The organism is Haloferax marinisediminis, from assembly GCF_009674585.1.
GTDB classification, from domain to species: Archaea; Halobacteriota; Halobacteria; order Halobacteriales; family Haloferacaceae; genus Haloferax; species Haloferax marinisediminis.
On sequence record NZ_WKJP01000001.1, the window covers coordinates 1,049,412 to 1,072,372 of the forward strand.

Genomic DNA, 22,961 nt, shown 5'->3' on the forward strand with positions numbered 1-22,961 from the left:
ACTAAGTATAGCCCGTTCGACAGTTCTTCCGTGGTTATTTGTTGCCCGAATCTGATTGTGATTTTATAAATCAGGCTGTTGCCTCGCACGTAGAAATCACACCCGTTGTGATATCCCTCGTCTGACTCCCCACCGCAAACTCGTTTCTATCTCTTCAACTACTCCTATCCACAGAGGGGCTTTCTCCAGTGCTGTTGCTCATCATACCGTCTTCAACCGTGCTGGTTGTCGACGACCTATGGGGAAGAGTCCGATATTCTCCCGGCTATCACACGCCTCTCAACGCCACCCCATCACAACGTCTGTGATACTCCGCGACGTTGGCGATGTCCCCGCGAGTTCTGAAACTGCGTGCTCGGTGAAGATGACACGCTTGGTTCCACGGCGTTTCACGATTTTCACGGACTCCTTCCCGAAATCATCGAGAAAGTCCATGACGCGCGAGACAGTCTGGGTGTGGGGTGTCCGGCCCTCCTTTGCGTGCAGAACTGTGCGAATCGTACTTGAATCGAGTGCGAAGCCAGCGGGAACCTTGGTCGCGTATTCTTTGATGTCCTTGGCGATGAACCGGGCGCGTTCCTGGTTGGCAGTGAGTTTGGAGACGGCTTTCGGGGGGAGGCGGATGAGTTGGTGGAGTGGGGACGTGGGTTTGTTGACTTCGGTGTTCGTGGTATCTTCTGACTCCAGCGCGTGCAGGCGCTGTTGGAGATGCTTGCGGTGGTCCGTTGCCGAGTCCAGTTTGGTTTCGAGTTCCTGAACACGGGTTTTGTATTGGGTGAGTCGTTCGCGTTGGGACTCAATCGTCGCGGCTTGGGCTTCGACCGTGTCTTCGAGTTGTTGGTTATCCGTTTCGAGGGCATCGACATGATCTTCGAGCTTGTCAATCCGGGCAGCGAGGTCCTCGATGGTGGACTCGGTCATTCGTGGCCCTCCGTAGTGCGGGGTGGCTGTGCGACGAGACCTTTTTGCGTGGGTGGTGTGTTCGGTGACATGCGGTTGAGTTGCCTTTGACCGCACCGGATCCGTGCTCTAACACGGGTCCTTTCTGAGAGGACCAGGTGATCCAGTGAGTCGTTATCCTATTCGACTCAGTCTAACTACTTCAATTTGGTCACTAATTAGTGACTGTTGTCTACATTTCAGTGATTATTATCTAATATATCGGTTCTGTTAACAGGATGTTCTGAATTGGGTCTGTATGCGCAAACGGGGGGATTGGATGAAGCCGACGGATGATCAGATTCTAGAGATACTGGGTGACTCCGGTCTCGTGTTAACGCCTACTGTTATTGCATTCAATGCTGGGTTCGATCGTTCCCATGTGAATAGACGCTTGTCAGAATTCGTCGAGAAGGGACTTGTGACACGCGTTGAACGAGGAAAATACGAAATATCAGACAAAGGCCTCGGCTATCTGTCTGGGGACGTCGATGCATCTGAATTGTAGTAGCTGAGCGATTTCCCCTCCTTACTCTTCTCGTGGATCACTCACGAACTCGAAGAGTCGCGTTGGCTCATGAATGAGCTTCACGTAGCCACGGGCCTCGAGTACTTCGAGGCGGTTGTACACACTGTTTCGTGAGAAGTCAGTTTCGTCGACGAGATAGCCCTTCGTCGCAATTCCCCACGGATCTTCGCCACCACGTCCTCGTTTGAGCACGTCGAGAATTGCTTTGTCTGTCCCAGTGAGGTTTGAGCCACTCATGCTCCTGCTAGATGTGTGTATGCTATAAAGAATGGCATTGTAAATGTGCAAACTAACTATGCATTATGCATAGTATTAAGCCGCTCAAGAACGTAGTTGTAACTGAGAAGCACTGGGTTCGTCTTTCGCAGAAAGGCCGCGTGCTGTAACACGCGACCGGTGGCTTCTCGATTGAGGCAAGAAAGCCAATGTCAACTACGCACACCGCGACACAAGAGCGTACCGTATCGCTAGCCGGCCAACTCACCAACGCCCTCGCACGCTCATTCTCTCTCGGCGTCGACAACGAGGGCTTCACACACCACTACTACCGCCCAGCCGACGCCGTCGTCGTCTCCAATGGCCGCACCCTTGATCTCTACCAGCCACTTGATGGACGGCCTCTTCGCGAATGGCAGGCGTTCGTCTCTCAGAAGCGCGGATGGGCCTCAATCGGCCAGCTTGCACACATTGGACTCCGTGTAGATGCACAGCGCAAGGGGACTCACGCATGAGCGCCCGCGAAGAGTTACAAATGCACCTCACACAAGCGCTGACGCGAACTAACGAGCCTGAGGTGCAAGCACATCTGTATGCAGCGTTGGAGACTTGCAAGGAGTTGCCGGCGACGTTAGGGGAGTGTCCCGTGTGTGAGAAAATGGGGTTGCCAGAACGAATTGAAATACACGACTGTGAGTTAGAATAGCTCCTAACCATGCCGTTCCGTATTCAAATCCCATCATGTGAGGAATTTCAATCGACCTCTCTAGTGACCAATTAGTTTATTTACTGATTGAATAACTATTGCAGAGAAACATCTTGTGGACCGTATGAACCGGAGACATTACATTGGACTCTGTGGTGGGGCGCTCGCTGGTCTTTCCGGATGTACGAGTGACGAACAGCCCGAACAGGTTACGAACACCCCGGAAACGACAAACGGTGATTCGAGCGGGAATCAAGGTAGGGCAGAGGGAACGACGGTAACGCAGACTGAGACGCCGACAGAACAGGTCGCGGAGGCGAAGATAGGCGAAGTGGTGGAAGACAATACTCTCGCGATGATCGTCAAAGGAGTTGAGAAGACCGAGAAAATCGGTAGGTTCCAGGAAGCGGACTCTGGGAAAACTTACGTTGTCGCCGATCTCGCAATCAAGAATCGCACGTCGGACGAGTTTATCGGCTTTTCGGGGCTTCTACAAACGCGGCTCAAGGATGACGAGGACTACACCTACGACCAGACGTTCGCGTCAACGGGGAAAAACCTCGATGGAGGGCAAATTGCGCCTGGAGAAGTTTCACGAGGCGACATCGTCTACGAGGTTCCAAAAGACGCCTCAGGACTCATCATGCAGTTCGATTTCCAAGCCGTTTCGCTGTTTAAATTCTCCCGTGTCGAAATTGACCTCGCTCAGTCGGCAGACAGTATCGCGGAGCTAGAGCAGAATCTACAGGTCGATATGTACGGACCCGGAGATTCCGTGAAATTCAACGAGACAGTCGTAACGGTCAACGGTATTGAGACAGAAACGAGTCTCGGTTCATTCGCAAAGGCTGACGAAGGAAACGAGTTTGTCATTATCGACATAACGACGACGAACAACACCTCGGAGGAACTCAACATCTCGACGCTCCTTCAGATGCTTCTCAAGGATGGCGAAGGATATAGTTACCCAATGAGCATCACCGCACTGTCAGCACTTGACCGTGGCTACGAGCAGGGAAGCCCACTCGCATCTGGGGAGACTCGACGTGGAAAAGTACCATATGAAGTTCCGGAAGGCAAGAGCCCACTCTACTGGGCCTTCGAGTTTAGCGTGTGGGTTGACGGGACGAAGACGTTCTGGCAAGTTCGGTAAATGATTAGAAAATAGGAAACGTTCGGTTCAAAGACAGGTACTCAATCCCCAGAGGGGTGCAGTAATCATCTTGTCCTTTCGAGCTGATGTCTGGGGATCAGATTCCCTATTGGACACTCCTATTAACGCAACGTACCGAAACTCACCGTCGCAATATTATAATTGCAAAATCGGTTCTACAACCTCTGGAGAGTCGAAGCGTTTTCGTCGAATCACCACGCGCCCGTGTGGGTATATCTGTACGATTAAGTCGATTGGACGGCCACGCACGGCATGGACATATTCAACACGGAAAAACCGATTATCGGGATGGTACACCTCCCGCCCCTCCCGGGGGCACCCGGTTTCGACGGTGACCGACACGAGATTCGCACGCGACTCCGACAGGATGCAGCAGCACTCGAGTCGGGCGGTGTCGATGGGATCATGCTCGAAAACTTCGGTGACGCCCCCTTCTACCCAGACCGTGTGCCTCGCCACGTCGTCGCTGACGTCGCGGCACTCGCTGCAACGCTTCGTGAGCACGTCTCGGTGCCGTTTGGGGTGAACATCCTCCGGAACGACGTCCAAAGTGCACTCGGCATCGCCGCTGCAACGGACGGTGCGTTCGTCCGCGTAAACGTCCACACCGGTGCCCGACTGACTGACCAGGGCCTCATCGAGGGGATGGCCCACGAAACCTTGCGACTTCGTGAGCAACTCGATGCTGATGTTGCCATTCTCGCTGATATCGACGTGAAACATTCTGCGCCACTCGCTGAACGCTCACACGATGAGGTGGTTGGCGAACTCGTCGAACGCGGCGGTGCCGACGGAATCATCGTGAGCGGGACTGGCACGGGCGAAGCGGTCGATACGACCGCGCTCGAGCAGGTGGTCGACGCTCGCGATGCTCGCGGTCTCGACGTCCCTGTGTTGATCGGAAGCGGTGTCACACCCGAGACCGCACCAGAGTTGCTCTCGGTCGCCGATGGCGCAATCGTCGGAACGGCCCTCAAGCAGGGTGGCAAGACGACGAACCCCGTCGACGAAGCGGCAGTCGAGCGTCTCGTCGAGGCCGTTCGGTAGATTCCTTTCTCCTAGCTCTGTGGGAATCTTCAGAGTTTGACACGAGTGACGTGCTGAGTTTAGAGGGTGAGTTCAGCACACACGGACTGCGATTCATTCACGTTTCGGAAACTCCGCACGGCTGTGCTTTCGATGGAAGGCTACTATGGCGGTGCTACCGGGTGGCGATGATGACACCGGCTGACTCAGTGATGATCTCGATATCGGTGAGCGTGAACCCTGCCTCAACGAGGAGATTTGCGACGGTTCCCATCGGTGGCAGCGTCTCGTACTCGCTTGGCGACTGCACCTGCCCGAAACGCATCTTATCGGCCACGACCAGACAACGCGGATTCAATGCCGCGAGCCCGTCGACAGCGGCGCGTAATTCGTCCTCGCCCCCTTCGTCGAAGGCCATGTAGAGGGCATAGCTGGCCACGATGACGTCCACCGGTTCGTCAACGTTGGGGTCACGGAACGACCCGTGGCCGAACGAGACGTTCTCGATGCCGCGTTGCTCAGCCTTTTCGCGGGCGTATCGAAGCCACTCGCCGTAGATGTCTCGTCCGAACACGTGGTCGCACTTCGACGCAAGTTCGAGAGCGACGATGCCGGTACCCGTACCGATGTCGAGCACGATGTCGTCAGACTCGATGGGCGCGTGTGCGAGGAGATACGACAGACACATCTGGTACACCTCGTCTGCCTCGCTGTCCGCATCGTAGTCCATCGGGGTGTAGCCGTGGTAGTCGCGTTCCGTGTTGGTCATCCGTAGGGCAAATAGGATGTGCTGATGGATAAGGATCTCAAGAATCATCGCTGACACATACGACCGACTCGCGCCCTGTGTTCAACACAGTCTCAACAAACTATCACCAATTGAGGATCTCAACAGACCTGCTCTCCTCTACTGACTCTCCAAGAACTCACGGACAGCGGATACAGACGGGAGATACCCACGTGCGCCCAACGCAGTACAGTTGAGTGCGGCCGTGGCTGCGGCAAAGCGTCCGGCGTCCCGTGCCGAATAGTCGTTGAGGAGCCACGTGTGAATCAGCCCCGCCGTGAATGTGTCTCCAGCCCCGGTCGTATCGTTCACGTCCACGTCGAACGCCGGAATTTCGGTCACTGTCTCGCCTTCGAGAAGGAGTGCTCTGTCCTTCCCTCGTGTGAACGCAGCACGAGTGGTATTTTGTTCGGTGAGTGTTGCAATGGCTGCTTCTGAGTCGCCACCGAAATACGAGCGTGCCGCAACCTCACCCACCACAAATAAATCGACAACAGGGAGGAGTCGGTCGATCGTTTCTGGTTTCGTTCCTCGGCCTTCGAGCTCTGGGAGTGGACCAGCGAGATCGAAGACGAGTGTCGAAATCCCACCGCGTTCGCGCGCGGTCACCAGCCTCGAGACCGCCTCATCGGGAGCGTAGGCGCTGGTGAAGACGACGTTGGCTTGGCTTGCGTACTCAATGTCCTGATCATCGAGTCGAAGGTTCGGCACGCTCTGGCCACCAGCGACAATCATTCGTTCTCCATCCGGCCCACGCAGAATCAACGTGTACGACGACTCTTCGGCCCCTGACTGAATCCGCGTGCAGTCGATATCGCGTGCCTGGAGGTCAGCTTCGATCTCGGCGGCGGTCTCTTCGCCGACGCGTGTGATGACTCCCGTGTCGTTTCCGAATTCAGCGAGTCCCGAGGCGACATTTGCAGCGACGCCTCCCACATCGGTCGTGTGTTCACGGGCGAAGGCACCGCCATCGGGTTTCGGCAAGTTCGAGAGCGAATAGCTGTGGTCGATCACGGCACTGCCGACCGTTACGACATCGAGTGACGACATTGTGTGTACTCAGCAGTCGGCCTTCTTGAACCTACAGGGGTTGGTGTGCCCTGTGTCTTTTTCGGGGGCTGTCGAATGCCGCAGTCACTGGGCGGGTGGTGAAGCCGTGGTGAACACAGGTCAGCGAAGATTTGAACACTCCCACGCTCGACGTAGCGGTATGAAAATAAGCCAAGAAGACCTCCACGGCGTGCTCATGATCTTTGGGATACTGATGCCCGGAGCGTTTATTTTCATCTTCGTTGGGAATCTGGCGGGCGCATTCCCCGAGTTTGAACTCTCAGTCTCCTTTCTCCGAGGATACCTGATTGCAGTGACGCTGTTTTGTACGGTGTTGTCGCTCCTTTGGATCGGGATCAACCACAGCTCCTCGAAATACATCAACTGAATCGAGCGGTGTGGTCGTGCGTCGGCGTGAGTGGGTCAGTGTGAGAGGGACGCCCGCTTTATTCAGCCCGCGATTTTGGCCACGGTATGGACGATGACCAGCCGCCGGTTAGACGAGACTCTTCCCTTCGAACGCCGCGTCGACGTCGACCTCCATCAGGTCGAGGAGCGTCGGCGTGATATCGTAGAGGTCCACGTCACCGCTAATCGTCGCGTCTTCGTCGTCGATGACGAGCGTCGCGTTGTCGAACGAGTGCATCCCGTTGCGTGGGCCAGTGCCGAACACGTCGTCGTGACCCTTGAAGCCGGACTTCAGGTCGAAGCCGTGGTTCGGGATGACGACGAGGTCCGGAGCGAGATGGTCTTGCGCACCGTGGAACGCTTCTTCTTTGGTGACGACGCGCTCTGCGACCTTCGTGCCGTTCGGTCCTTCGAGTGCTTCGAGTTCAGCTTTCAGCTCGTCGCGGACTTTCTCGTACTCGTCCTGGGGAACAGCCCCGCGTGGGTCACGCCCTTCGAGGTTGATGAAGAAGCGACCGGGGATGAGCGAGTACGCCTTCGAGTCGCCGCTGATGTCGGACAGGGAGTCGTGGTCCTCACTCTCGTAAGAGAGCCAGCCGTTCTGTTCGAGCCAGGTGTTGCAGTGGACCTCGTAGTCGAGCGAGGTGAACCCGTGGTCAGAGGCGACGACGAGGGTCACATCCTCGGGGAGGGAGTCGTGGAGGTCACCGATGTACTCGTCGACCGTCCGGTAGAACTCGAGGAACTCGTCGCTGTAGGTTCCATCTTCGGCGTAATCTTTGAAGAGGAAGTGGTTGACCCGGTCGGTGGTCATGAACACGCCGAAGAAGAGGTCCCAGTCGTCCTTCTCGATGTAGCGCTCGAACGCCTCGTAGCGTCGCTTGAGTGTCTGATGCGCGTTCTCGATGAATGATGACTTGTCGTCGTCGTGGCCGAGCTTGGCGTCGGCGTCGATTCGGTAGTTGTTCGCGTCGAGGTCGTCGGCGAACGACTGTGGGTGAGCGGCCTTGCCGACGCTGGGCGAGAGGAACCCAGAGACCATGCGCTGGACGTCTCGCTGTGGGGGGAACGTCACAGGGACGTTCATCACCGTTGCTTTGCGGCCGGCGTCGGTCACGCGGTCCCAGACACGCGTCGCCTTTACGTGGCTTCCCATCGGAACGTACGTGTCGTAACTGCCTGGCTCGCGGTCCTGGAAACCAAAGACACCCGTCTCACCGGGGTTGACGCCCGTCGTGAGTGCGGGCCAGCAGGCACTCGATTCTGGGGGCACGATGGAGTCGATTGGGGCGCTCGCACCCGCTGCAGCGATTTTGGTGAGGTTCGGGAAGACGTCGGGGTTGTCCTCGATGAGTGAGTACGGTACACCGTCGATGCCGAGGAAGGCGACGCGTGGATCGTCGCTCCCTCCGGTCAAGCGGTCGAAAAGTCCCATGTCGGATTGGTTAGGAGACTGGCGTATGGTCCTTTCTCTTTCTTTGTCTGGTTGTGGAAGGTGCCCTCCGGTGCTTTGCCAGAACGATAGTGCGCAGATGTCTACCGATGTCGTCCGATACGTGTATCGACCTCCCCAGAGCCACACTTCACTTTGCGTAAAACTTGATCGTGACGGGCTTCGTCGCGTACCGACCCACGACTTGGCCCAGTTCGGCGTCAGTCGGCACGTGGTTCTCGATCTCGTTCAGTTGGTAGTCGTACCAGTGGACTTCGAAGTCGAACTCGCTGTACTTCGGAGCCGTTCGAACCTCTGCATAGTCTGCATCAGTCTCGCTCTCGAGACGAATCACCGCGTCGGTGTCGCTGGTTCGGATGGGTTCGAGTTTGAACTCGGTTACGTAGTACACCTTCGCCTTGCCGACGTGTTGAGACTGGATGTAGTTGTGTTCGGCCACGACGATGTCAACGTTGTCGAGTACCGTTTGCCTCGACAGCGGCACTCGGTTCGTGATATCCTCCACTGTGGCGAACTTGTTGTCCTCACAGATAGCCCGGATAGCGACCTCGACTTTCTGTTGTTCGGGGGTGAGTGCCATGTTCGGTGGTGTACCCCTCAACCGTTATCTCTGTTGGCGCAACGTTCGAGGGTTTTCGTAGCAGTCGAACCTCACCGCAGCCGAGTGCAGACTCAACTCCTGTCTCCCAGACCGATCTGAGCAACTCCTGGTTCGGGATTATCCCAGGAGCCAATGTCTGGAGATTCGGGATCGATGTCCGCAACAAAGCGCATTGTCGTGATGTTCATGGCGAGCCCAAGCACCCCGCCGCCGATGATGCCACCTACGAGCCCTATCACTGGGACAGTAACAACGAACGCCGACGCAAACACCGAGATGAAGAGCACGAAGCCACCGTATCCAAGAAAGTATGACAGATATGGTCCGCCTCGAACGGCGAACGAGACAGACCCTCGAATTGCCTCCAGAAGGCTGGTGTCTCGGAGAACAACCAGGTACGGTGTCGCGTACAGCAGATACACTGAGATGAAAAAGAGGACGATGAAGACGCCAATGATGGCGACGAAATCTGTTGGGAGGGTGGTCGCGTTGAGCCCGATACGCAGTGCGAACGGGAGGACGACCACGAATGGGACGATCGTGAGGACGAAAAATGGCGCAAAATAGGACCGCGCACTGGCGACAAAGTCGTACTCTCCTGTCGTGAGCTGGCTTTTGATACTTCCAAAGTAGCCCGCAGCGAGTGCTGCTTTCACCAGGAGCAAGCCAATCACAGAAAGTAAGACCGCTGGACGTCTCCCTACTGGAACGCCGAGGTAGACGTTCAGTCCACTGTTGGGTGGGTTGACGAATTGCCAGACTGTTCCGACCGACATCGGGATTCCGAACGTCAATCCGATATGCAGGCCGTCGGTGGCGAGTACAGACTGAATCTTCGAAACCTCTGTACTCGCCGAATACGATGGGAACCAAGATGAGTGTGAGAGCGTCGAGCGCTCGTTCCCACCCATCTGTGAATCGTTCGTAGAACCCCGGCATTAGTTCAGCACCCGGCGATGCCGCAGACGGTTCATGCACGAGGACTGTGGGGGACTGAGTGGAGAGTCGAGAGGGCATTATTCTCGAACACTCATGTCAACGGCAAATATGGTTCTTCTTTAGTTGGGGAGTCACAGCGTGTTCGTCGAGTCAACACGTCCGTGTGATTTTGCGTCGGAGATTGGCATTACGCTGTTCGCTCGTGGGTTTTTGGTCGAAATGATGTCGTAACCCCATTCTATCTGTTCAAGTCAGTGGCCAGCCTCTTTGAAGTCTGATTGTCCAAGAGGTTGTTCACCATTTGTAACGATGGTTCTGTGCCTCGTTCGGCACGTATTTGTCACTTCGTGAGAGGGCCGACATATGGAAGGCAAACGTGTCCTCGTCACCGGCGGGGCCGGCTTTATCGGGTCAAATTTAGCGAACCATCTCGCCGAGGAGAACGACGTCGTCGCCATCGACGACCTGTATCTTGGCACGCCCGAGAATCTCGATTCGAGTGTGGAGTTCCACGACGTGAGTGTGCTTGACGACGACCTGCCCACTGAGGGTGTCGACGTAGTGTTCCACCTCGCGGCGCTGTCGTCGTACAAGATGCACGAGGAAGACCCGGCGAAGGGTGCCCGTGTGAACATCGAGGGCTTCGTGAACACGGTCGAGCAGGCACGAAACGATGGGTGTGACACAGTCGTGTACGCGACGACCTCTTCGATTTACGGGTCGCGGACCGAGCCGTCGCCGGAGAGTATGGACGTCAAAGCGCGGACGGGCTACGAGGCGTCGAAGTTGGCTCGTGAGCGCTACGCCGAGTACTTCCACCACCACTACGATATGCAGCTGGCGGGGATGCGCTTCTTCTCCGTCTATCAGGGTTTCGGTGGTGCTGAGGAACACAAAGGTGAATTTGCGAATACGGTTGCACAGTTTGCGCATCAGATTGCGAACGGCGAGTCGCCTGAGTTGTTCGGCGATGGGTCGCAGACGCGTGACTTCACGCACGTCGACGATATCGTTCGAGGCCTTGAGATGGCTGCAGACGAGCGACTGCAGGGAATCTTCAATTTAGGGACGGGTGTGAGCTACGACTTTAACGAGATGGTTGGCATGATCAATGAGGTTCTGGGTACGGATGTCGACCCGGTGTATATCGAGAACCCGTTCGAAATCTACGTGCACGACACGAAAGCGGATTACTCGAAGATGCACGAGGCAACCGGGTGGGAGCCGGAGATTACGTTTGAGAAAGGTGTGGAGAAGGTTTGTGAGCCGTATCTGGAGTAGGTGACCTCGGTGTTGTGAGAGAGTACATTTCGTATGCTTTTCTCTACGCTGTCGTTTGATTTTGATTGGTTGACTGAACACACGAAATGCACTGTGCTCGGTTCGTACTCGTGTCTCTGGTCGCTCTGTAACGAGTGAGACAGTACGTTTCGTGTGCTTTTCGTAGTATCGTCGTGCGCTTTCACCGAGGATATGAGCATGCGAACTGTACTCTCGAACCTTCGCCCTCCCCCCACCACTTCATCTGTTCTTTGACCGAGTGAGGGTTCCACTCGTTGCGTGTGGTCGGTTGGTCAAGATTAGGGAATCTACCTGCCAAGATGCTGTATTTCGCCTACAGAGTGTCTGGAAAGCTGGAAAACAAATGAAGACATGGTGTCCTGTGTATGCTGAATCCACTCCATCAGACTGTTCCTTTGAGTCTGATGGGTCTCTTGAGAACAGATGAAGTAGAGGGGCTAGTAAGTATATAAACTCCAGAAACAGATGAAACAGATGAACCGCTGGTTATAATTACTATCAGTGTATCTAACTGGTATGGTTTCATTCGAGTTTTCACAATCAAACGACATTTTCAAAAATCGGGACGTCTTGCGGGAAGATTATACCCCCGAAGAGTTGGTAGGCCGAGACGAGGAACTTGGGGAGTATCATTCTGCACTCCAACCAGTAATCAACAATGAGTTGCCCTCGAACATCTTTCTCTACGGTAAGTCTGGCGTCGGCAAGACAGCAGCAACACGATTCTTGCTCGGCCGACTCCAAGATGCTGCAAGGTCGATAACTGAATTGGACCTCCACGCCGTTCGTGTGAACTGTGACGGACTCAACACGAGCTATCAAGTTGCCGTCGCAATCATCAACCGACTTCGTGACCCCGAGAATCAGATACCAGTCACTGGTTACCCACAATCGAAGATTTACCAGTACCTCTGGGAAGAACTCGACCGATTCGGTACGATACTGATTATCCTCGACGAGGTTGACCACGTCAACGATGACTCGCTACTGTACCAGATCCCACGGGCCCGAGACAACGGGTACGTAGAGTCCGCGAAAATTGGATTGGTCGGCATTTCGAACGACCTTTCGTACCGAGAAGGACTCTCTGCCAAAGTCCAGTCGAGTCTGTGCGAAAAGGAGGTGTACTTCCCCCCATACGACGCCGGTGAGCTTCGTGAAGTGCTCGAACAGCGCACCCAAGTCGCGTTCCACGAAGATGCGCTCTCTGACGAAGTGATTCCCATGTGTGCCGCATATGGTGCGAAGGACTCTGGTGATGCACGGCAGGCGATTAACCTTCTCCTCGAAGCGGGAGATATTGCACGAAACGAGAATGCTCCACAAGTGGCGGGCGAGCATGTCGAACAGGCCAAACGAAAACTTGAGTCAGATCAGATCACGACCGGAGTTTCGAAGCTCACCGAGCACGCTCGCATCACGCTGTACGCACTGACGACCTTCGCTGCGGACGGTGAGACGCCAGTAACCTCGCCAGTCATTCGTGAGCGGTATCTCGCGCTTTGCTCTGCGAGTGGTATCGAACCACTCTCACATCGACAGATGCAGGCGCATCTCTCAGAGCTGAAGATGATGGGCGTGATTACTGGACGAGAGAAAAACCTAGGTCGAGGTGGCGGTAAGAAGGTATTGTATGGTCTCAACTACGACTTGCGTTTGATTGTGGAGACCTTAGAACAAACAATCGACGATATCGGTGTACACCGCTCTGTTCAAGCATTCGTGGAGAACCATTCGGAGACGTAGGCCATAGAACAGGTGAAGTCGTGGGGTGGGTGGCTCATATTCTGTGCCTCGAAATAACAGATGAAGTCGTGGGGGAGGGGTATGTTCCTCGCTCGTCGTCATTGGCAACCGTGGTGGACTTCTCCCTTGTCCTCACGGGTCCACAGTTACCTCGAAGAACAGATGAAGTCGCGGGGTGGGGTGGTATCACGAGCACATGAACTGTACTCATCTTCTTGATCAACGGTGGTCGCGACAGCAATCACCAACGTCGGTTAATCGCGCGTTTGTACGTCTTCTCAGCCTGCTCCGCGACGCTGTCCCAATCGTATTGCTCGGCACGCTTCGTGGGTTGGGTCGCCGGCGTCTCACCTGCAAGTGCCCGTTTTAGTGACTCCGTGACTGAATCGACGGTTGGCTCGGCGAGATACCCCGCGTCGCCGATAACCTCACTCGCGGCCGACTCGGGATGTTGTGCCCCGATGACGGTACAGTCGGCAGCCATCGCCTCGGCGTAGGTGATGCCGAAGCCTTCACGGGTCGATGGGGAGGCGAACACATCTGCTGCACGCATGTGCCCAAGCACGTCTTCGTACTCGTCGAGGAACCCGAGGAAGTCCACTCGGTCGGTGTGATTGAGGTTCTCTGCTTGGCGTTGGAGACGGTCGAACTCTGGACCATCTCCAACGATGCCGAGCGTCACGTCGTACTCGTTGGCGACCGAGTCAAAGGCGTCGAGGAGCAGTGAAACGTTCTTATCGGCGATGAGCCGCCCGGCGAAGAGCACGTCGAACGATTCTTGGTCTCGTTTTTCGGGAAGTGGGGCGTTGCGTATTTGGTCAACGTCGATACCGTTCGGAACAACTTCGATATCGTCTCTGTCCGGACCGATGTCAGCGAGGCGGTCAGCGGTGATTCCCGAGACGGCGATTGGGTTTTGGGGGACTCGAACTGTGAGGTGTTCGACGAACTTTCCGAAGGGTGCGAGTGCACCGAGGTAGTCGTTCCAGTAATCTTGCCACACCTCGTGCCACGTCGTAATGACTGGGACGTCGGTGCCGAGAGACGCGAGTTTCGACGAGAGAACTGGGAAGTAGGGGAAGACAGAGGCGACCACGAGGTCGTGGTCGTTCTTATGGAGTTGTTTGGAGAGGGGATAGGCGAGCCGAGCGGCGAAGTCGATTGCTTCAGTGATCGAGCGTCGGTCGTCACTGTAGAGGTCTGTTTCCGGGGCGACTGCGCGGAGAGTGACGCCCTCGTGTTCTATTTCGGAGGGGCCGTCCCAGAAGTGGCGGCCGTAGATTGTCACGTCGTGGCCATTGTCGGAGAGGCGGGTAGCGATTTCGTGGATGCGTTTTTCTGCGCCTCCGGTCACGTAGGGATAAACGACATTCGAGACAAAACAGACTCGCATTATGTACTTGCGGACGACCGAAAATAATATTTTTTCGGTCGGACGCGTTACTGCCCCTTACCGCTCGACTCTCGGGAACTTATAGTCGTACTCGGACACCACGTTTCGTGGGCCAAGTTGTCCGATAGAGTGGCGGGAAGAATCGTCTCGGAGGCGAATCGCTAATCCGGAGCCGTTCGTAACGTTTCGTTGCTCGACGGCGTAATTTGCATATCCCACGGATTCGAGTTCCGACTGAAGCGTCCACACAGACTCCTCGGGGAACCCGTGTGTCGTGAACGAAACCCGTGGGGCACCGCTCTCTCGAAGCGTGCAGTTTCCGTCACCCCAATATCAATGCATTAGGGCCGTCTCGTCCAGCTTGTAATTGTCTGGGACGACCTTACGATGTCTGTCTTCCTATGGTTCATACCAGCTGTCATACACCTCGCGAAAGAGGGCTGCGCACGCGACCGGATTATCCATTGGTATAGTCGTCCTTGTTAAACGCGTTCGACCGCGTCACTGAGTACGGTTGCTCTGACGAGATGAGTCCGTCAGGGAGTCGTAGCCTGACGTGTTCAACGTGCTTTTCGTTGTTGTTCGAGACTTGGAACACACACGACCCGGACTCCTTCTTGTAGAGACAGTCATCCCCAAGGAGTTCGCCAACGACGATAGAGACTTGTGCTGGCGTGAATCCGAGGTCATCAGACTCAGATGGCGAATCTCGAAGCTCAACGCTCGATTCGAGTAACCGCCGCTTGATCGCGTCAGCTGATGTCCCGTAGACAGTGGCAATCGTCTGGAGTGATTCACCTCCTCCGACGTACCGGTCAACGATGTCTTCAGTGTGGTCGTCTAGCCACACGTATCGACTCCCCGCAGGACGGGTCGATACATCGTTCTCCAGCAATCGGTTTCGGATAGTCCCCGAAGATACGTCAAATTCGTCGGCGATCGACTGCATAGATTTGTTTTCGTCCACGTACTGTCTGATGATATCGTCCACTTGCTCGTCTAACCACTCGTATCGCATACTTCGATAGAAGACAACTCACCACATGTTATTTACGAATGTATCAATACAAATATCAGTACGCACATCGTATGTAACCCGTTTTAGTGACGGCGTCAAGTAGGGGGTGGAAATGACCGATATCAAACTCAACCCGACTGACCGCGTGATTCTCCAAATGCTCCGAGAGGGGCGTTGTACACCTTCGTATATCGCCGACGAACACGACTACAGCAGACAGAACGTCACGAACCGACTCAACCGATTGGTCGAACACGGATACGTCGACAAAGTTCACACCGGGTTATACGAACTCGTCAAAGACCCCGGTCAGACTAACTAGTCTCGAATCGTGTCCTTCGGAAGAATAATATCACTTCATGAATACGTGACCGTTAGATGACCACTGACTGGGATAACATCGTCCTCTTGTCAGCCGACGCCCTTCGCGCTGACCACCTCTCCTGTCACGGATACCATCGAGAAACCTCACCCGTGTTAGACGAACTCGCAGAAGAGGGCCTGCACTTCACGAACGCCTACAGCGCGAGTTCGCACACGCGCGAAGCGGTCCCAGCATTGCTGACCGGGGAATATCCAGACACTGCGGTCGGGTCTGATTACCGCCTCGCTACGGATACGATCGCCTCGACGCTATCCGAAGAAGGGTTCGCGACCGGGGGCTTTCACTCGAATCCGTTCGTCTCTCGGGCGTACGGCTTCGACGAGGGCTTCGATAAGTTCGACGACGACCTGCACCTCGGCCAGCACAAACTGATTGCGTTGGCACAGCGTGCACTCGACAAGCTTCGAAATCGGCACTACGCTCGCGCCGAGGAGATCAACGAGCGATCGTTGGAGTGGATCGACTCCCTCGACGACGACCAACGGTTCTTCATCTGGAATCACTACATGGACACCCACGGTCCGTACGAACCTCCGGGGGAGTACGCGACACTGTATCGGGAGGATCGGGTTTCTGACCGGGAAGCGGCTTCGCTGTACCAACGCGCCATCAAGGATCCAGGGTCGATCACGGAGAACGAGCATCAATTGTTGATCGACCTGTACGATGCCGAGATTCGGTACAACGACGAGAAGATCGGAGAGTTTCTCGACGAACTTCAGGAGCGGGGCCTGCTGGAGGAGTCGCTGCTGGTCGTCACCGCCGACCACGGCGACGCCTTCGGGGAGCACGGCTACTACGAGCACCCGCGGTACCTCCACGATGAGATCACCCACGTTCCACTGTTCGTCCGCCCGGCCGGCGGTGCCGACGGTCGGGAGGTGTCGGTCCCGACGAGCACGCTCGATGTGGCCGCTACGATTGAGCGCGCGGTCGGCCGCGAGGTTCGCTCTGGGGGCGTGCCGCTGACGGAGGCACCGTCGGAGGACAGGACGGTGTTCCTGCAGGCCCGCGGGGAAGACGAGCACAGCCACCTGCGGCGCTACTCGCTGCGGACGAACGAGGGTTCGTGTTTCTGCGAGCGCGACCGGGAGACCAACGCAGTCGAATTTGTCGAGTGCTCCGACCGGTCGCTGCGGGAGCGACTGGAAGCGCACGTCGACGAGCGGACCCGCCGAGAGGGCGGCGACGGCGAGAAAGACGGCGAGGAGGTCGACGAGGAGATCGAACGGCGACTGAGCGCGCTGGGGTACAAGGAGTAGTATCGCAAACGTTGGACCCAATACTGCTTAAACCAATAAATTACATCACCAAACACTATGAGTGACGGGTCTTCTCGGCTTGGATCGCTTGCACTTTCGTCTGGAACCTTATTATTCGGAAGGATATTCGGGAAACTGGCTAATGTAGCCGGTCTCGCCTTACTTACGCGAGAATTAACCAGCAGCAATTTTGGTGTCGTTATGCTTGCCTACACTATCTCTTCAGTTATCGGCCTGATATGTGTGTGTGGCATCCCTAACGGTTTAGCTAGTTTGTTACCACGGTTAGACGGGAAAAGGAAAATCAGGGTTTTGTTATCCGGAATCTCTATCTCGATAGCTGGTGGTCTCATAGGCTCAACTTTGCTCGTTTTCTTCCGAAAAGAGATTTCGATGGTCACCAGCGAACCGCAACTAACCACTATATTAGTTCCGTTTGCAGCTTTTGGATTTCTCTTTGGGCTTTCGAAGTCTGTGACCGGGGTCCTTCGAGGTTACAAGTTGTCCACCGAGGCGACCCTTTCCAGAGATATAATTGCCGAATCGCTCTCATTAGCTTTTCTAGTATTTTGGTTTCTCTCCTGGGAGTCATTTGAGGGGGTCTATGTCTATTGGTGGTTGATTCCTATCACTTCCATTCTTGTTGGGTCAGTGCTCTTTCTCAGGAAGATAAGTGAACTTCCCTTTAGTTTTCCGCAGGTTGACGATTACAAGTATATATTGGACTTTTCTTGGCCATTGACGATCGAATCTGGCTTCGTTGTCTTGATGTCTAATATTGATGTGATACTTATCGGTGTTTTTCTGACGTCCACACCAGTAGGGATCTATAAAGCAGCCCAACCAATTGCAATGTCAATGGTAATTATACTAACTTCGTTCACCTTCTTGTATCTGCCATTGGCTTCCGAGATGTACGAGAATGGAGAGCTGAAGGAACTCAACAATCTATACAAGATATGTACAAAATGGATTATCACCTTTTCAATTCCTCTGACTACGGTTATCATTGCTTACTCTGAAACGATTCTAAGTACAGTATATCAGCAGGAGTTCGCAGCCGGTGCAACGGCGTTATCTATCTTAACAATAGGCGTTTTTTTGCGTACCTTTTTTGGACCAAACGGCGCTATGATCAAGGCGATTTCCAAAACCACTGTTGATTTATATGCCTCTGTCGCGAGTCTTCTTACGAATCTCTGTTTGAATCTGTTTCTCATTCCAAGAATTGGAATGGTTGGGGCGGCAATCGCCACTGCTACAGGGTTCACCGTCTTTAATCTCATAGAGGTAGTTGTCACATACAAGTCAGTAAAGATGCAACCCATATCTAAAGAAAACATTCAAATTATCCTCACTGTAATCATATTTGGCGGGGTAGCCCGTCAGTTCTTGGGAGACACAGTTGGATCCTTATTCCTGTTTTCTCTCTTGGTAGGGATAGTTTCTCTAATTTCATCGCTAGTAGTTGCTGACTCTACCGAAGAACGAAGGCTAACCCGTGAGTTTACTACCAAGGTATCGGAGATGTTCTAGATTAGACCAGGTAAGATGATAAGAAAAAGTAATTAATATGTTCGTCTTAGAAGAGGACGTCACTATGGACAATCCGAACGTAATCATTCTTGTGCTTGATTCGTTGAGATTTGATTACGTATCTCCAGAATCTAATAAAAGCTCAAACACGCCAAACATAGGAGATCTAATAACTGATGGAACATACATCGATAACGTTTATTCTTCCGGGTCGTGGACAGTTCCCGCACATGGGTCTCTCTTCACGGGGAAATTACCTTCTGAAACCGGGATTGGTGGTGAGAATCGCCGATTTGATGCGGAACAATCAATTGCACAAATAGCAAGCGATAACGGATACACTTCTATAGGAGCTTCAACCAACCCATGGATAACTGATGACTTTGGATTCGATCGGGGTTTTGACGTCTTTGAGCAAAGCTTTCCAGAACTACCGTTCGGAAGTGACGACCCGAGGAGCGTAATTAAAAACATTGACGGTAGAGGAAATGTCGGAGAGAAGTGGTGTGACTTCATAAAGTGGACGTTATCGTCGAACCAATTAGCTAGAGTTGGGAATTCCATTTACTCATTCCTCTCCGATGAACTACCGTACACAGAAGCCGACCAGTTCAACGAAGATGTCTTGAGTTTGGTGACAGAAGATCAATCGCCGTTTTTCTTATTTGCTAATTATATGGATGCGCATGAACCATACATGGACGAAGACGAGCTCGGTGAAAATGTTAGTTGGAATTTGGAGAGTCTCCAGTCACCACCGACTGCTGACTTGACGGAGAGTCTCCGCCAGCTGTACGCTGATGACGTCCAATTTCTAGACAGACACATTGGTGAATTCTTTGATAGGCTTAGATTGAGAGGGATGTACGATGACTCGTTAATCGTTTTACTTGGTGACCATGGCCAATCTTTGGGAGAAAATGAGTACTGGGGCCATGGGACTTTCCTGTACGAATCGCTAGTCAAGATCCCACTCGTCATCAAGCCTCCATCCGACATGTCACCTATACCTGACATACCTGCGCCCACAAGTATCACAGATTTATTTGATTTCTTATTTGAAGTCGTAAATGGAAGGTCTGACCAGATTGACTTTAATTCCATCTTTGGGAATGAATATGTAGTGACTGAATCTTACGGGCCACACGAATCGCTTTTGGTAGACGGTGTCTCAAGCGACGGTTACAGGGGACTAGCCACGGAGGATTGTTATGGAATTATCAATCTTAGTACTGCTGATGTTACGACAAATATGGTGGAAGATAGCTGTCTCCGGGAGCTTGAATCAATCATTGAATCCAAGAAGGAGTTAACCACAAAGCTAACGGACACAACCGTGACTGGTGAAGTAGATCAGGTAGTCGAGCAACGATTGGAACAGCTAGGGTACAAATGATGAATACAAGGCGGTTTTTAGTCTCAGTGCTGTGCGTTTCGTTCTTGTTTATTCTAATAGAACTTCATCGGCTAAACACTCTCGTTCCTTTGGATCCGTATTGGCGCTATCAAGGCGATATGCTGGCCGCATACGTGATCAACACAGGGCATCTCTCTACAGGTGGTGAGTTTGCAGAACATTCTCTTCTGACAGGGTGGGTCAATTCGTTCTATGACGATTTTGGAAGTCCAGTCATCGTCGCAGTGTTGTCTATAGTTACTGGTAAAGATACTCTCTATATTGAGACATTGCCAATATATGCACCAGCAATGATTCTAGTACAGAGTGTCCTTGCGACAACGATAGTTGGTAAAAGGGACGTTTTCCCGGTTGCTCTAGCTGGGGCCACCTTCTACAAATTCCTCGCCCCTCATACCTTTAGTAATGCTCATAGGGGCGGATTTGCGTGGACGATGCTGCTGTTAACTTTGCTTGCAGTGGTATTGGCGAAACGCCAACCAAGCCGATCTACTGTCCTATTATTGCTTTTTGCTGCTGTACTTCCAATGGCAGCTCATACACTTCCCGTTGCAGCTCTACTACTTCTATTTATACTGTTTCTGTTGAACGAGGTTCTTGGAAGACAAATGTTTGGCTACAAGCGGGCCGCGCTGGTCGCAATTGTAATTTTAGCTTACAATCTATTCGTATCTACTTGGGTTGGCAGAGTTGTATTCAAATTCACCGTGGCCACATCTAGTGTGTCTGAACCAATTACTCTGTCTACGTTAGTACAATCGGTTACTCGATCCGCAGCCGTTCATTCTTCCCTGTTTCCGTATCTAATCGATGGTGCACCACCAGAGTTCCAGATGATAGTAATTATTTCCGTAGCTACCGCAGCAGCGATAACTGTCATTGTTGTCTTGTATCGCCTCAGACAGCTACTCAAATCGAGATCGATTGAGGATATACAAACCTTCGACATAGTCATTGGTGCGGTTGGTATTCAGGCTATAGCGTACATTAGTATCATTCCGTTTTTCGCCCCCAGTGGGGGAATAAATCCCCCTCTGCTTGGACTGATGTTCTTCCCGATATTCTTGGGAAAGTTCTCGGATATAACTAGAAGAATTAATCTACCTGCTGTCCAGCGCCAAACTTGGGTATCGATTGGACTAATTATACTCATTCTCATTCCAGGTGCTATCGCATCCGTTGCAAATCCGATGACTGTAGGAAAGGTGAACTCGTTTACTGAAGATGAATATCAGACTCTTGAATGGGTTAGTAAACACGACTCAAATAGGCTTGTAACTGATTTTGACACGGCTAGTACCTACTATGCAATTGGTGGTCGTTCGTCGACCTATCTCCCACCGCCTGGTGAGCCTGCGTACGCAACAGAGGAGGCGACAAGCCGAATCATACAAATCCATTACACCAATCCAGGTCTCGCGTGTACTAAAGGTGGTACCTACCTAGTAACTGAACGGATGACGGACGTCGGATTAATACATTTAGGATCACTCGTCACGAAACCAAATACTAATATTAGGTCAACTGTCCGGGGAAGCCCTAAATTTAATCTAGTATTTGAAACAAAGGACAGTTTCGTAGCTACTTGCGATTAACTATCTAACCTAGGTAACCAAGTTCTTTCAACCGTTCCTCAGTGTTTTCATTGATTTCTATATTTTCGTCACTATGACTAAGAGAGACTGAATTGTTGATCGTTGTAAGATATTCTTCACGATTCTCCTCACATAAGTCATTGAGAGGCTGTTCTCTTCCATTCTCGACATTGAAAATTTCACGGTTATCCCTGCTATCGATCACCATTTTCGTTCGATACTTGATTAACGAAGCCAACCACTTAGAGTTAGAATTGTTATTGAAATCAACGGGATCCCCCGGTGAGGTCGAATGAGCAATAATTTCTCTGTCCTCTTTGATTGAGTCCTGTAATATATTTTGACCGTGGAAATTCCTTGAGGTCAATTCTGTCCCAGCTTCAGATAGTATTGTTGGCGCAAGATCAAGTAGACTCACTGGAGCAGATATCTCTTTTTCGTCTTGCACAGGTACATCACCTGCAAACACGAGTGGAATACGTAACATTTCCTCGTACAGTGTCATTTCCCTCGGGATCGAGGGGCGACCGGCATGTCCAAAGCATCCGTGATCCCAAAGTTCTTCTCCGTGATCAGAGGAACAGATGAAAAGTGTACTATCAAGGTCGATTTCGTCCACTAATTTAGATATGTTCTCGTCCGCCTGTAGGATACTAGCATCGTAAGCATCACGTAGGTATTGTTGTTGCTCTTTGTCGAGTTCCCAAACGAAGTTACCTTTCCGGGTATGCGTCATAGCCCGTGTGAGGAGACGCGCGTATCGATTTTCATTGAAAGAGAACTCTGATACCTGTTCGAAGTGTTCTTCTGCAAAGTTATACGGATAATGTGTATCCATAAAGTGTATCCAAATGAAAAACGGTTCTTCAACAGCCGACATCCAATCAATCGCTTCTTCAACTAGTTTTTGGTCTTCGACGTGAGGCTGCAGGACTCCAGCGAAGCGATGGTAACTGTCCTTCAGCATCACCCCGATCTTACCGGAGACACCCCCAGAATCAAGAAACTTCTTCCCTTTATCGAATATCTCGCTGGCTATTCTGGAGGATTCAGAGCTATCATCGGATATATTTGAAAAGTCAATGTGAGTGCCGAAATCACTATGGTAATTAAATCTCGGGATTTGGATGTTAGAATTAACAAAACAGGTTTGATACCCACTTTCTTGAAGATATTTTGGGATGGTATCCTTCTCCTGCAAAGCAAGAACACCGTCTGAAAGCGGGAGTAGTCCGGTAAGTGCGGAGGGCATTGAATGTGGAGTACACGGTGCATTAGATCTAGCGTTGAGGAAATTCACTTGGGCAAGCTGCTCGAGTGTAGGAGTAGTGTTTTTAGAGTATCCACCTACAGTCGTGTGGTCGGCTCTTACCGAATCCAAAGTGACGACAACTACGTTATCCGCCATGGTGTTTGAGAGATAATCAAATGCAATAACTTTACTGACTCGTTGACTAATTCTTGATTGAGGTAGATGCT

General features: G+C 52.7%; 22 protein-coding genes. 12 read left to right on the top strand and 10 right to left on the bottom strand.

The window, feature by feature from the left end; translation table 11 throughout:
- Positions 1–279: 279 nt before the first annotated feature.
- Positions 280–921 carry a hypothetical protein gene (locus GJR98_RS05400; RefSeq protein WP_151136210.1) on the bottom strand — a complete coding sequence of 214 codons (642 nt, stop codon included), beginning with the start codon at positions 919–921 and terminating at the stop codon, positions 280–282.
- 298 nt (positions 922–1,219) lie between these two features.
- On the opposite strand from GJR98_RS05400, the gene GJR98_RS05405 reads away from it, so the two are divergent.
- Complete coding sequence (locus tag GJR98_RS05405; protein WP_151136212.1) at positions 1,220–1,447, top strand: MarR family transcriptional regulator; 228 nt, start codon at positions 1,220–1,222, stop codon at positions 1,445–1,447.
- A 21-nt stretch (positions 1,448–1,468) separates the two neighbouring features.
- Here GJR98_RS05405 and GJR98_RS05410 read toward each other — a convergent pair whose 3' ends face one another.
- Positions 1,469–1,705, bottom strand: coding sequence for a MarR family transcriptional regulator (locus GJR98_RS05410; protein ID WP_151136214.1), 237 nt, complete (start codon positions 1,703–1,705; stop codon positions 1,469–1,471).
- A 188-nt stretch (positions 1,706–1,893) separates the two neighbouring features.
- Here GJR98_RS05410 and GJR98_RS05415 point away from each other — a divergent pair, with 188 nt between their 5' ends.
- The 3 genes from GJR98_RS05415 to GJR98_RS05425 all read left to right on the top strand — a co-directional run bounded on the left by GJR98_RS05415 (position 1,894) and on the right by GJR98_RS05425 (position 4,611).
- Positions 1,894–2,199: a hypothetical protein gene (locus GJR98_RS05415; RefSeq protein WP_151136216.1), complete on the top strand. Its 306-nt coding sequence runs from the start codon at positions 1,894–1,896 to the stop codon at positions 2,197–2,199.
- Between the two features lie 315 nt (positions 2,200–2,514).
- Positions 2,515–3,543: a DUF4352 domain-containing protein gene (locus GJR98_RS05420; RefSeq protein ID WP_151136220.1), complete on the top strand. Its 1,029-nt coding sequence runs from the start codon at positions 2,515–2,517 to the stop codon at positions 3,541–3,543.
- A 273-nt stretch (positions 3,544–3,816) separates the two neighbouring features.
- A complete protein-coding gene (locus GJR98_RS05425; protein WP_151136222.1) occupies positions 3,817–4,611 on the top strand; it encodes a BtpA/SgcQ family protein in 795 nt (264 codons plus the stop codon).
- A gap of 154 nt (positions 4,612–4,765) precedes the next feature.
- Here GJR98_RS05425 and GJR98_RS05430 read toward each other — a convergent pair whose 3' ends face one another.
- Both GJR98_RS05430 and GJR98_RS05435 read right to left on the bottom strand, forming a co-directional pair.
- Complete coding sequence (locus tag GJR98_RS05430) at positions 4,766–5,407, bottom strand: class I SAM-dependent methyltransferase (RefSeq protein WP_151136224.1); 642 nt, start codon at positions 5,405–5,407, stop codon at positions 4,766–4,768.
- A 90-nt stretch (positions 5,408–5,497) separates the two neighbouring features.
- The gene (locus GJR98_RS05435; protein WP_151136226.1) at positions 5,498–6,427 is read right to left on the bottom strand and encodes a carbohydrate kinase family protein; all 930 of its coding nucleotides are present in this window, start codon (positions 6,425–6,427) and stop codon (positions 5,498–5,500) included.
- A 160-nt stretch (positions 6,428–6,587) separates the two neighbouring features.
- Between GJR98_RS05435 and GJR98_RS05440 the strand changes: the two genes are divergently transcribed.
- Positions 6,588–6,815: a hypothetical protein gene (locus GJR98_RS05440; RefSeq protein WP_151136228.1), complete on the top strand. Its 228-nt coding sequence runs from the start codon at positions 6,588–6,590 to the stop codon at positions 6,813–6,815.
- 108 nt (positions 6,816–6,923) lie between these two features.
- On the opposite strand, the gene GJR98_RS05445 is transcribed toward GJR98_RS05440, so the two are convergent.
- The 3 genes from GJR98_RS05445 to GJR98_RS05455 all read right to left on the bottom strand — a co-directional run bounded on the left by GJR98_RS05445 (position 6,924) and on the right by GJR98_RS05455 (position 9,545).
- The gene (locus GJR98_RS05445; protein ID WP_151136230.1) at positions 6,924–8,270 is read right to left on the bottom strand and encodes an alkaline phosphatase family protein; all 1,347 of its coding nucleotides are present in this window, start codon (positions 8,268–8,270) and stop codon (positions 6,924–6,926) included.
- A gap of 148 nt (positions 8,271–8,418) precedes the next feature.
- Entirely contained in the window at positions 8,419–8,868 is a 450-nt protein-coding gene (locus GJR98_RS05450) for a hypothetical protein (protein WP_151136232.1), read from the bottom strand.
- 92 nt (positions 8,869–8,960) lie between these two features.
- Complete coding sequence (locus GJR98_RS05455; RefSeq protein WP_151136234.1) at positions 8,961–9,545, bottom strand: hypothetical protein; 585 nt, start codon at positions 9,543–9,545, stop codon at positions 8,961–8,963.
- A 646-nt stretch (positions 9,546–10,191) separates the two neighbouring features.
- On the opposite strand from GJR98_RS05455, the gene GJR98_RS05460 reads away from it, so the two are divergent.
- Both GJR98_RS05460 and GJR98_RS05465 read left to right on the top strand, forming a co-directional pair.
- Complete coding sequence (locus tag GJR98_RS05460) at positions 10,192–11,109, top strand: NAD-dependent epimerase/dehydratase family protein (protein ID WP_151136236.1); 918 nt, start codon at positions 10,192–10,194, stop codon at positions 11,107–11,109.
- A gap of 537 nt (positions 11,110–11,646) precedes the next feature.
- Positions 11,647–12,876, top strand: a complete 1,230-nt coding sequence (locus GJR98_RS05465) for a Cdc6/Cdc18 family protein (RefSeq protein ID WP_151136238.1) — start codon at positions 11,647–11,649, stop codon at positions 12,874–12,876.
- A gap of 241 nt (positions 12,877–13,117) precedes the next feature.
- Here GJR98_RS05465 and GJR98_RS05470 read toward each other — a convergent pair whose 3' ends face one another.
- Positions 13,118–14,269, bottom strand: a complete 1,152-nt coding sequence (locus GJR98_RS05470; protein ID WP_151136240.1) for a glycosyltransferase family 4 protein — start codon at positions 14,267–14,269, stop codon at positions 13,118–13,120.
- 457 nt (positions 14,270–14,726) lie between these two features.
- Entirely contained in the window at positions 14,727–15,287 is a 561-nt protein-coding gene (locus tag GJR98_RS05475; protein WP_151136243.1) for a hypothetical protein, read from the bottom strand.
- Between the two features lie 112 nt (positions 15,288–15,399).
- On the opposite strand from GJR98_RS05475, the gene GJR98_RS05480 reads away from it, so the two are divergent.
- The 5 genes from GJR98_RS05480 to GJR98_RS05500 all read left to right on the top strand — a co-directional run bounded on the left by GJR98_RS05480 (position 15,400) and on the right by GJR98_RS05500 (position 21,482).
- A complete protein-coding gene (locus GJR98_RS05480) occupies positions 15,400–15,609 on the top strand; it encodes a winged helix-turn-helix domain-containing protein (RefSeq protein ID WP_151136245.1) in 210 nt (69 codons plus the stop codon).
- A 56-nt stretch (positions 15,610–15,665) separates the two neighbouring features.
- Positions 15,666–16,934, top strand: coding sequence for a sulfatase (locus GJR98_RS05485; RefSeq protein WP_151136247.1), 1,269 nt, complete (start codon positions 15,666–15,668; stop codon positions 16,932–16,934).
- A gap of 57 nt (positions 16,935–16,991) precedes the next feature.
- Complete coding sequence (locus GJR98_RS05490; protein WP_151136249.1) at positions 16,992–18,470, top strand: flippase; 1,479 nt, start codon at positions 16,992–16,994, stop codon at positions 18,468–18,470.
- Positions 18,471–18,534: 64 nt separating this feature from the next.
- Entirely contained in the window at positions 18,535–19,866 is a 1,332-nt protein-coding gene (locus GJR98_RS05495; RefSeq protein ID WP_191965423.1) for a sulfatase, read from the top strand.
- A 119-nt stretch (positions 19,867–19,985) separates the two neighbouring features.
- On the top strand, positions 19,986–21,482 hold the full coding sequence (locus GJR98_RS05500) for a hypothetical protein (protein ID WP_151136253.1): 1,497 nt from the start codon (positions 19,986–19,988) through the stop codon (positions 21,480–21,482).
- Positions 21,483–21,486: 4 nt separating this feature from the next.
- Here GJR98_RS05500 and GJR98_RS05505 read toward each other — a convergent pair whose 3' ends face one another.
- Positions 21,487–22,890 carry a sulfatase gene (locus GJR98_RS05505; protein ID WP_151136255.1) on the bottom strand — a complete coding sequence of 468 codons (1,404 nt, stop codon included), beginning with the start codon at positions 22,888–22,890 and terminating at the stop codon, positions 21,487–21,489.
- Positions 22,891–22,961 lie beyond the last annotated feature (71 nt).

Bases quoted from the DNA above. Each gene is read 5' to 3' on its own strand.
- GJR98_RS05440 (WP_151136228.1), top strand. From the start codon at position 6,588: ATGAAAATAAGCCAAGAAGACCTCCACGGCGTGCTCATGATCTTTGGG.
- GJR98_RS05480 (WP_151136245.1), top strand. From the start codon at position 15,400: ATGACCGATATCAAACTCAACCCGACTGACCGCGTGATTCTCCAAATG.
- GJR98_RS05495 (WP_191965423.1), top strand. From the start codon at position 18,535: ATGGACAATCCGAACGTAATCATTCTTGTGCTTGATTCGTTGAGATTT.
- GJR98_RS05460 (WP_151136236.1), top strand. From the start codon at position 10,192: ATGGAAGGCAAACGTGTCCTCGTCACCGGCGGGGCCGGCTTTATCGGG.
- GJR98_RS05450 (WP_151136232.1), bottom strand. From the start codon at position 8,868: ATGGCACTCACCCCCGAACAACAGAAAGTCGAGGTCGCTATCCGGGCT.
- GJR98_RS05400 (WP_151136210.1), bottom strand. From the start codon at position 921: ATGACCGAGTCCACCATCGAGGACCTCGCTGCCCGGATTGACAAGCTC.
- GJR98_RS05475 (WP_151136243.1), bottom strand. From the start codon at position 15,287: ATGCGATACGAGTGGTTAGACGAGCAAGTGGACGATATCATCAGACAG.
- GJR98_RS05470 (WP_151136240.1), bottom strand. From the start codon at position 14,269: ATGCGAGTCTGTTTTGTCTCGAATGTCGTTTATCCCTACGTGACCGGA.
- GJR98_RS05500 (WP_151136253.1), top strand. From the start codon at position 19,986: ATGCTGGCCGCATACGTGATCAACACAGGGCATCTCTCTACAGGTGGT.
- GJR98_RS05435 (WP_151136226.1), bottom strand. From the start codon at position 6,427: ATGTCGTCACTCGATGTCGTAACGGTCGGCAGTGCCGTGATCGACCAC.
- GJR98_RS05465 (WP_151136238.1), top strand. From the start codon at position 11,647: ATGGTTTCATTCGAGTTTTCACAATCAAACGACATTTTCAAAAATCGG.
- GJR98_RS05415 (WP_151136216.1), top strand. From the start codon at position 1,894: ATGTCAACTACGCACACCGCGACACAAGAGCGTACCGTATCGCTAGCC.
- GJR98_RS05505 (WP_151136255.1), bottom strand. From the start codon at position 22,890: ATGGCGGATAACGTAGTTGTCGTCACTTTGGATTCGGTAAGAGCCGAC.
- GJR98_RS05405 (WP_151136212.1), top strand. From the start codon at position 1,220: ATGAAGCCGACGGATGATCAGATTCTAGAGATACTGGGTGACTCCGGT.
- GJR98_RS05445 (WP_151136230.1), bottom strand. From the start codon at position 8,270: ATGGGACTTTTCGACCGCTTGACCGGAGGGAGCGACGATCCACGCGTC.
- GJR98_RS05430 (WP_151136224.1), bottom strand. From the start codon at position 5,407: ATGATTCTTGAGATCCTTATCCATCAGCACATCCTATTTGCCCTACGG.
- GJR98_RS05485 (WP_151136247.1), top strand. From the start codon at position 15,666: ATGACCACTGACTGGGATAACATCGTCCTCTTGTCAGCCGACGCCCTT.
- GJR98_RS05490 (WP_151136249.1), top strand. From the start codon at position 16,992: ATGAGTGACGGGTCTTCTCGGCTTGGATCGCTTGCACTTTCGTCTGGA.
- GJR98_RS05410 (WP_151136214.1), bottom strand. From the start codon at position 1,705: ATGAGTGGCTCAAACCTCACTGGGACAGACAAAGCAATTCTCGACGTG.
- GJR98_RS05420 (WP_151136220.1), top strand. From the start codon at position 2,515: ATGAACCGGAGACATTACATTGGACTCTGTGGTGGGGCGCTCGCTGGT.
- GJR98_RS05425 (WP_151136222.1), top strand. From the start codon at position 3,817: ATGGACATATTCAACACGGAAAAACCGATTATCGGGATGGTACACCTC.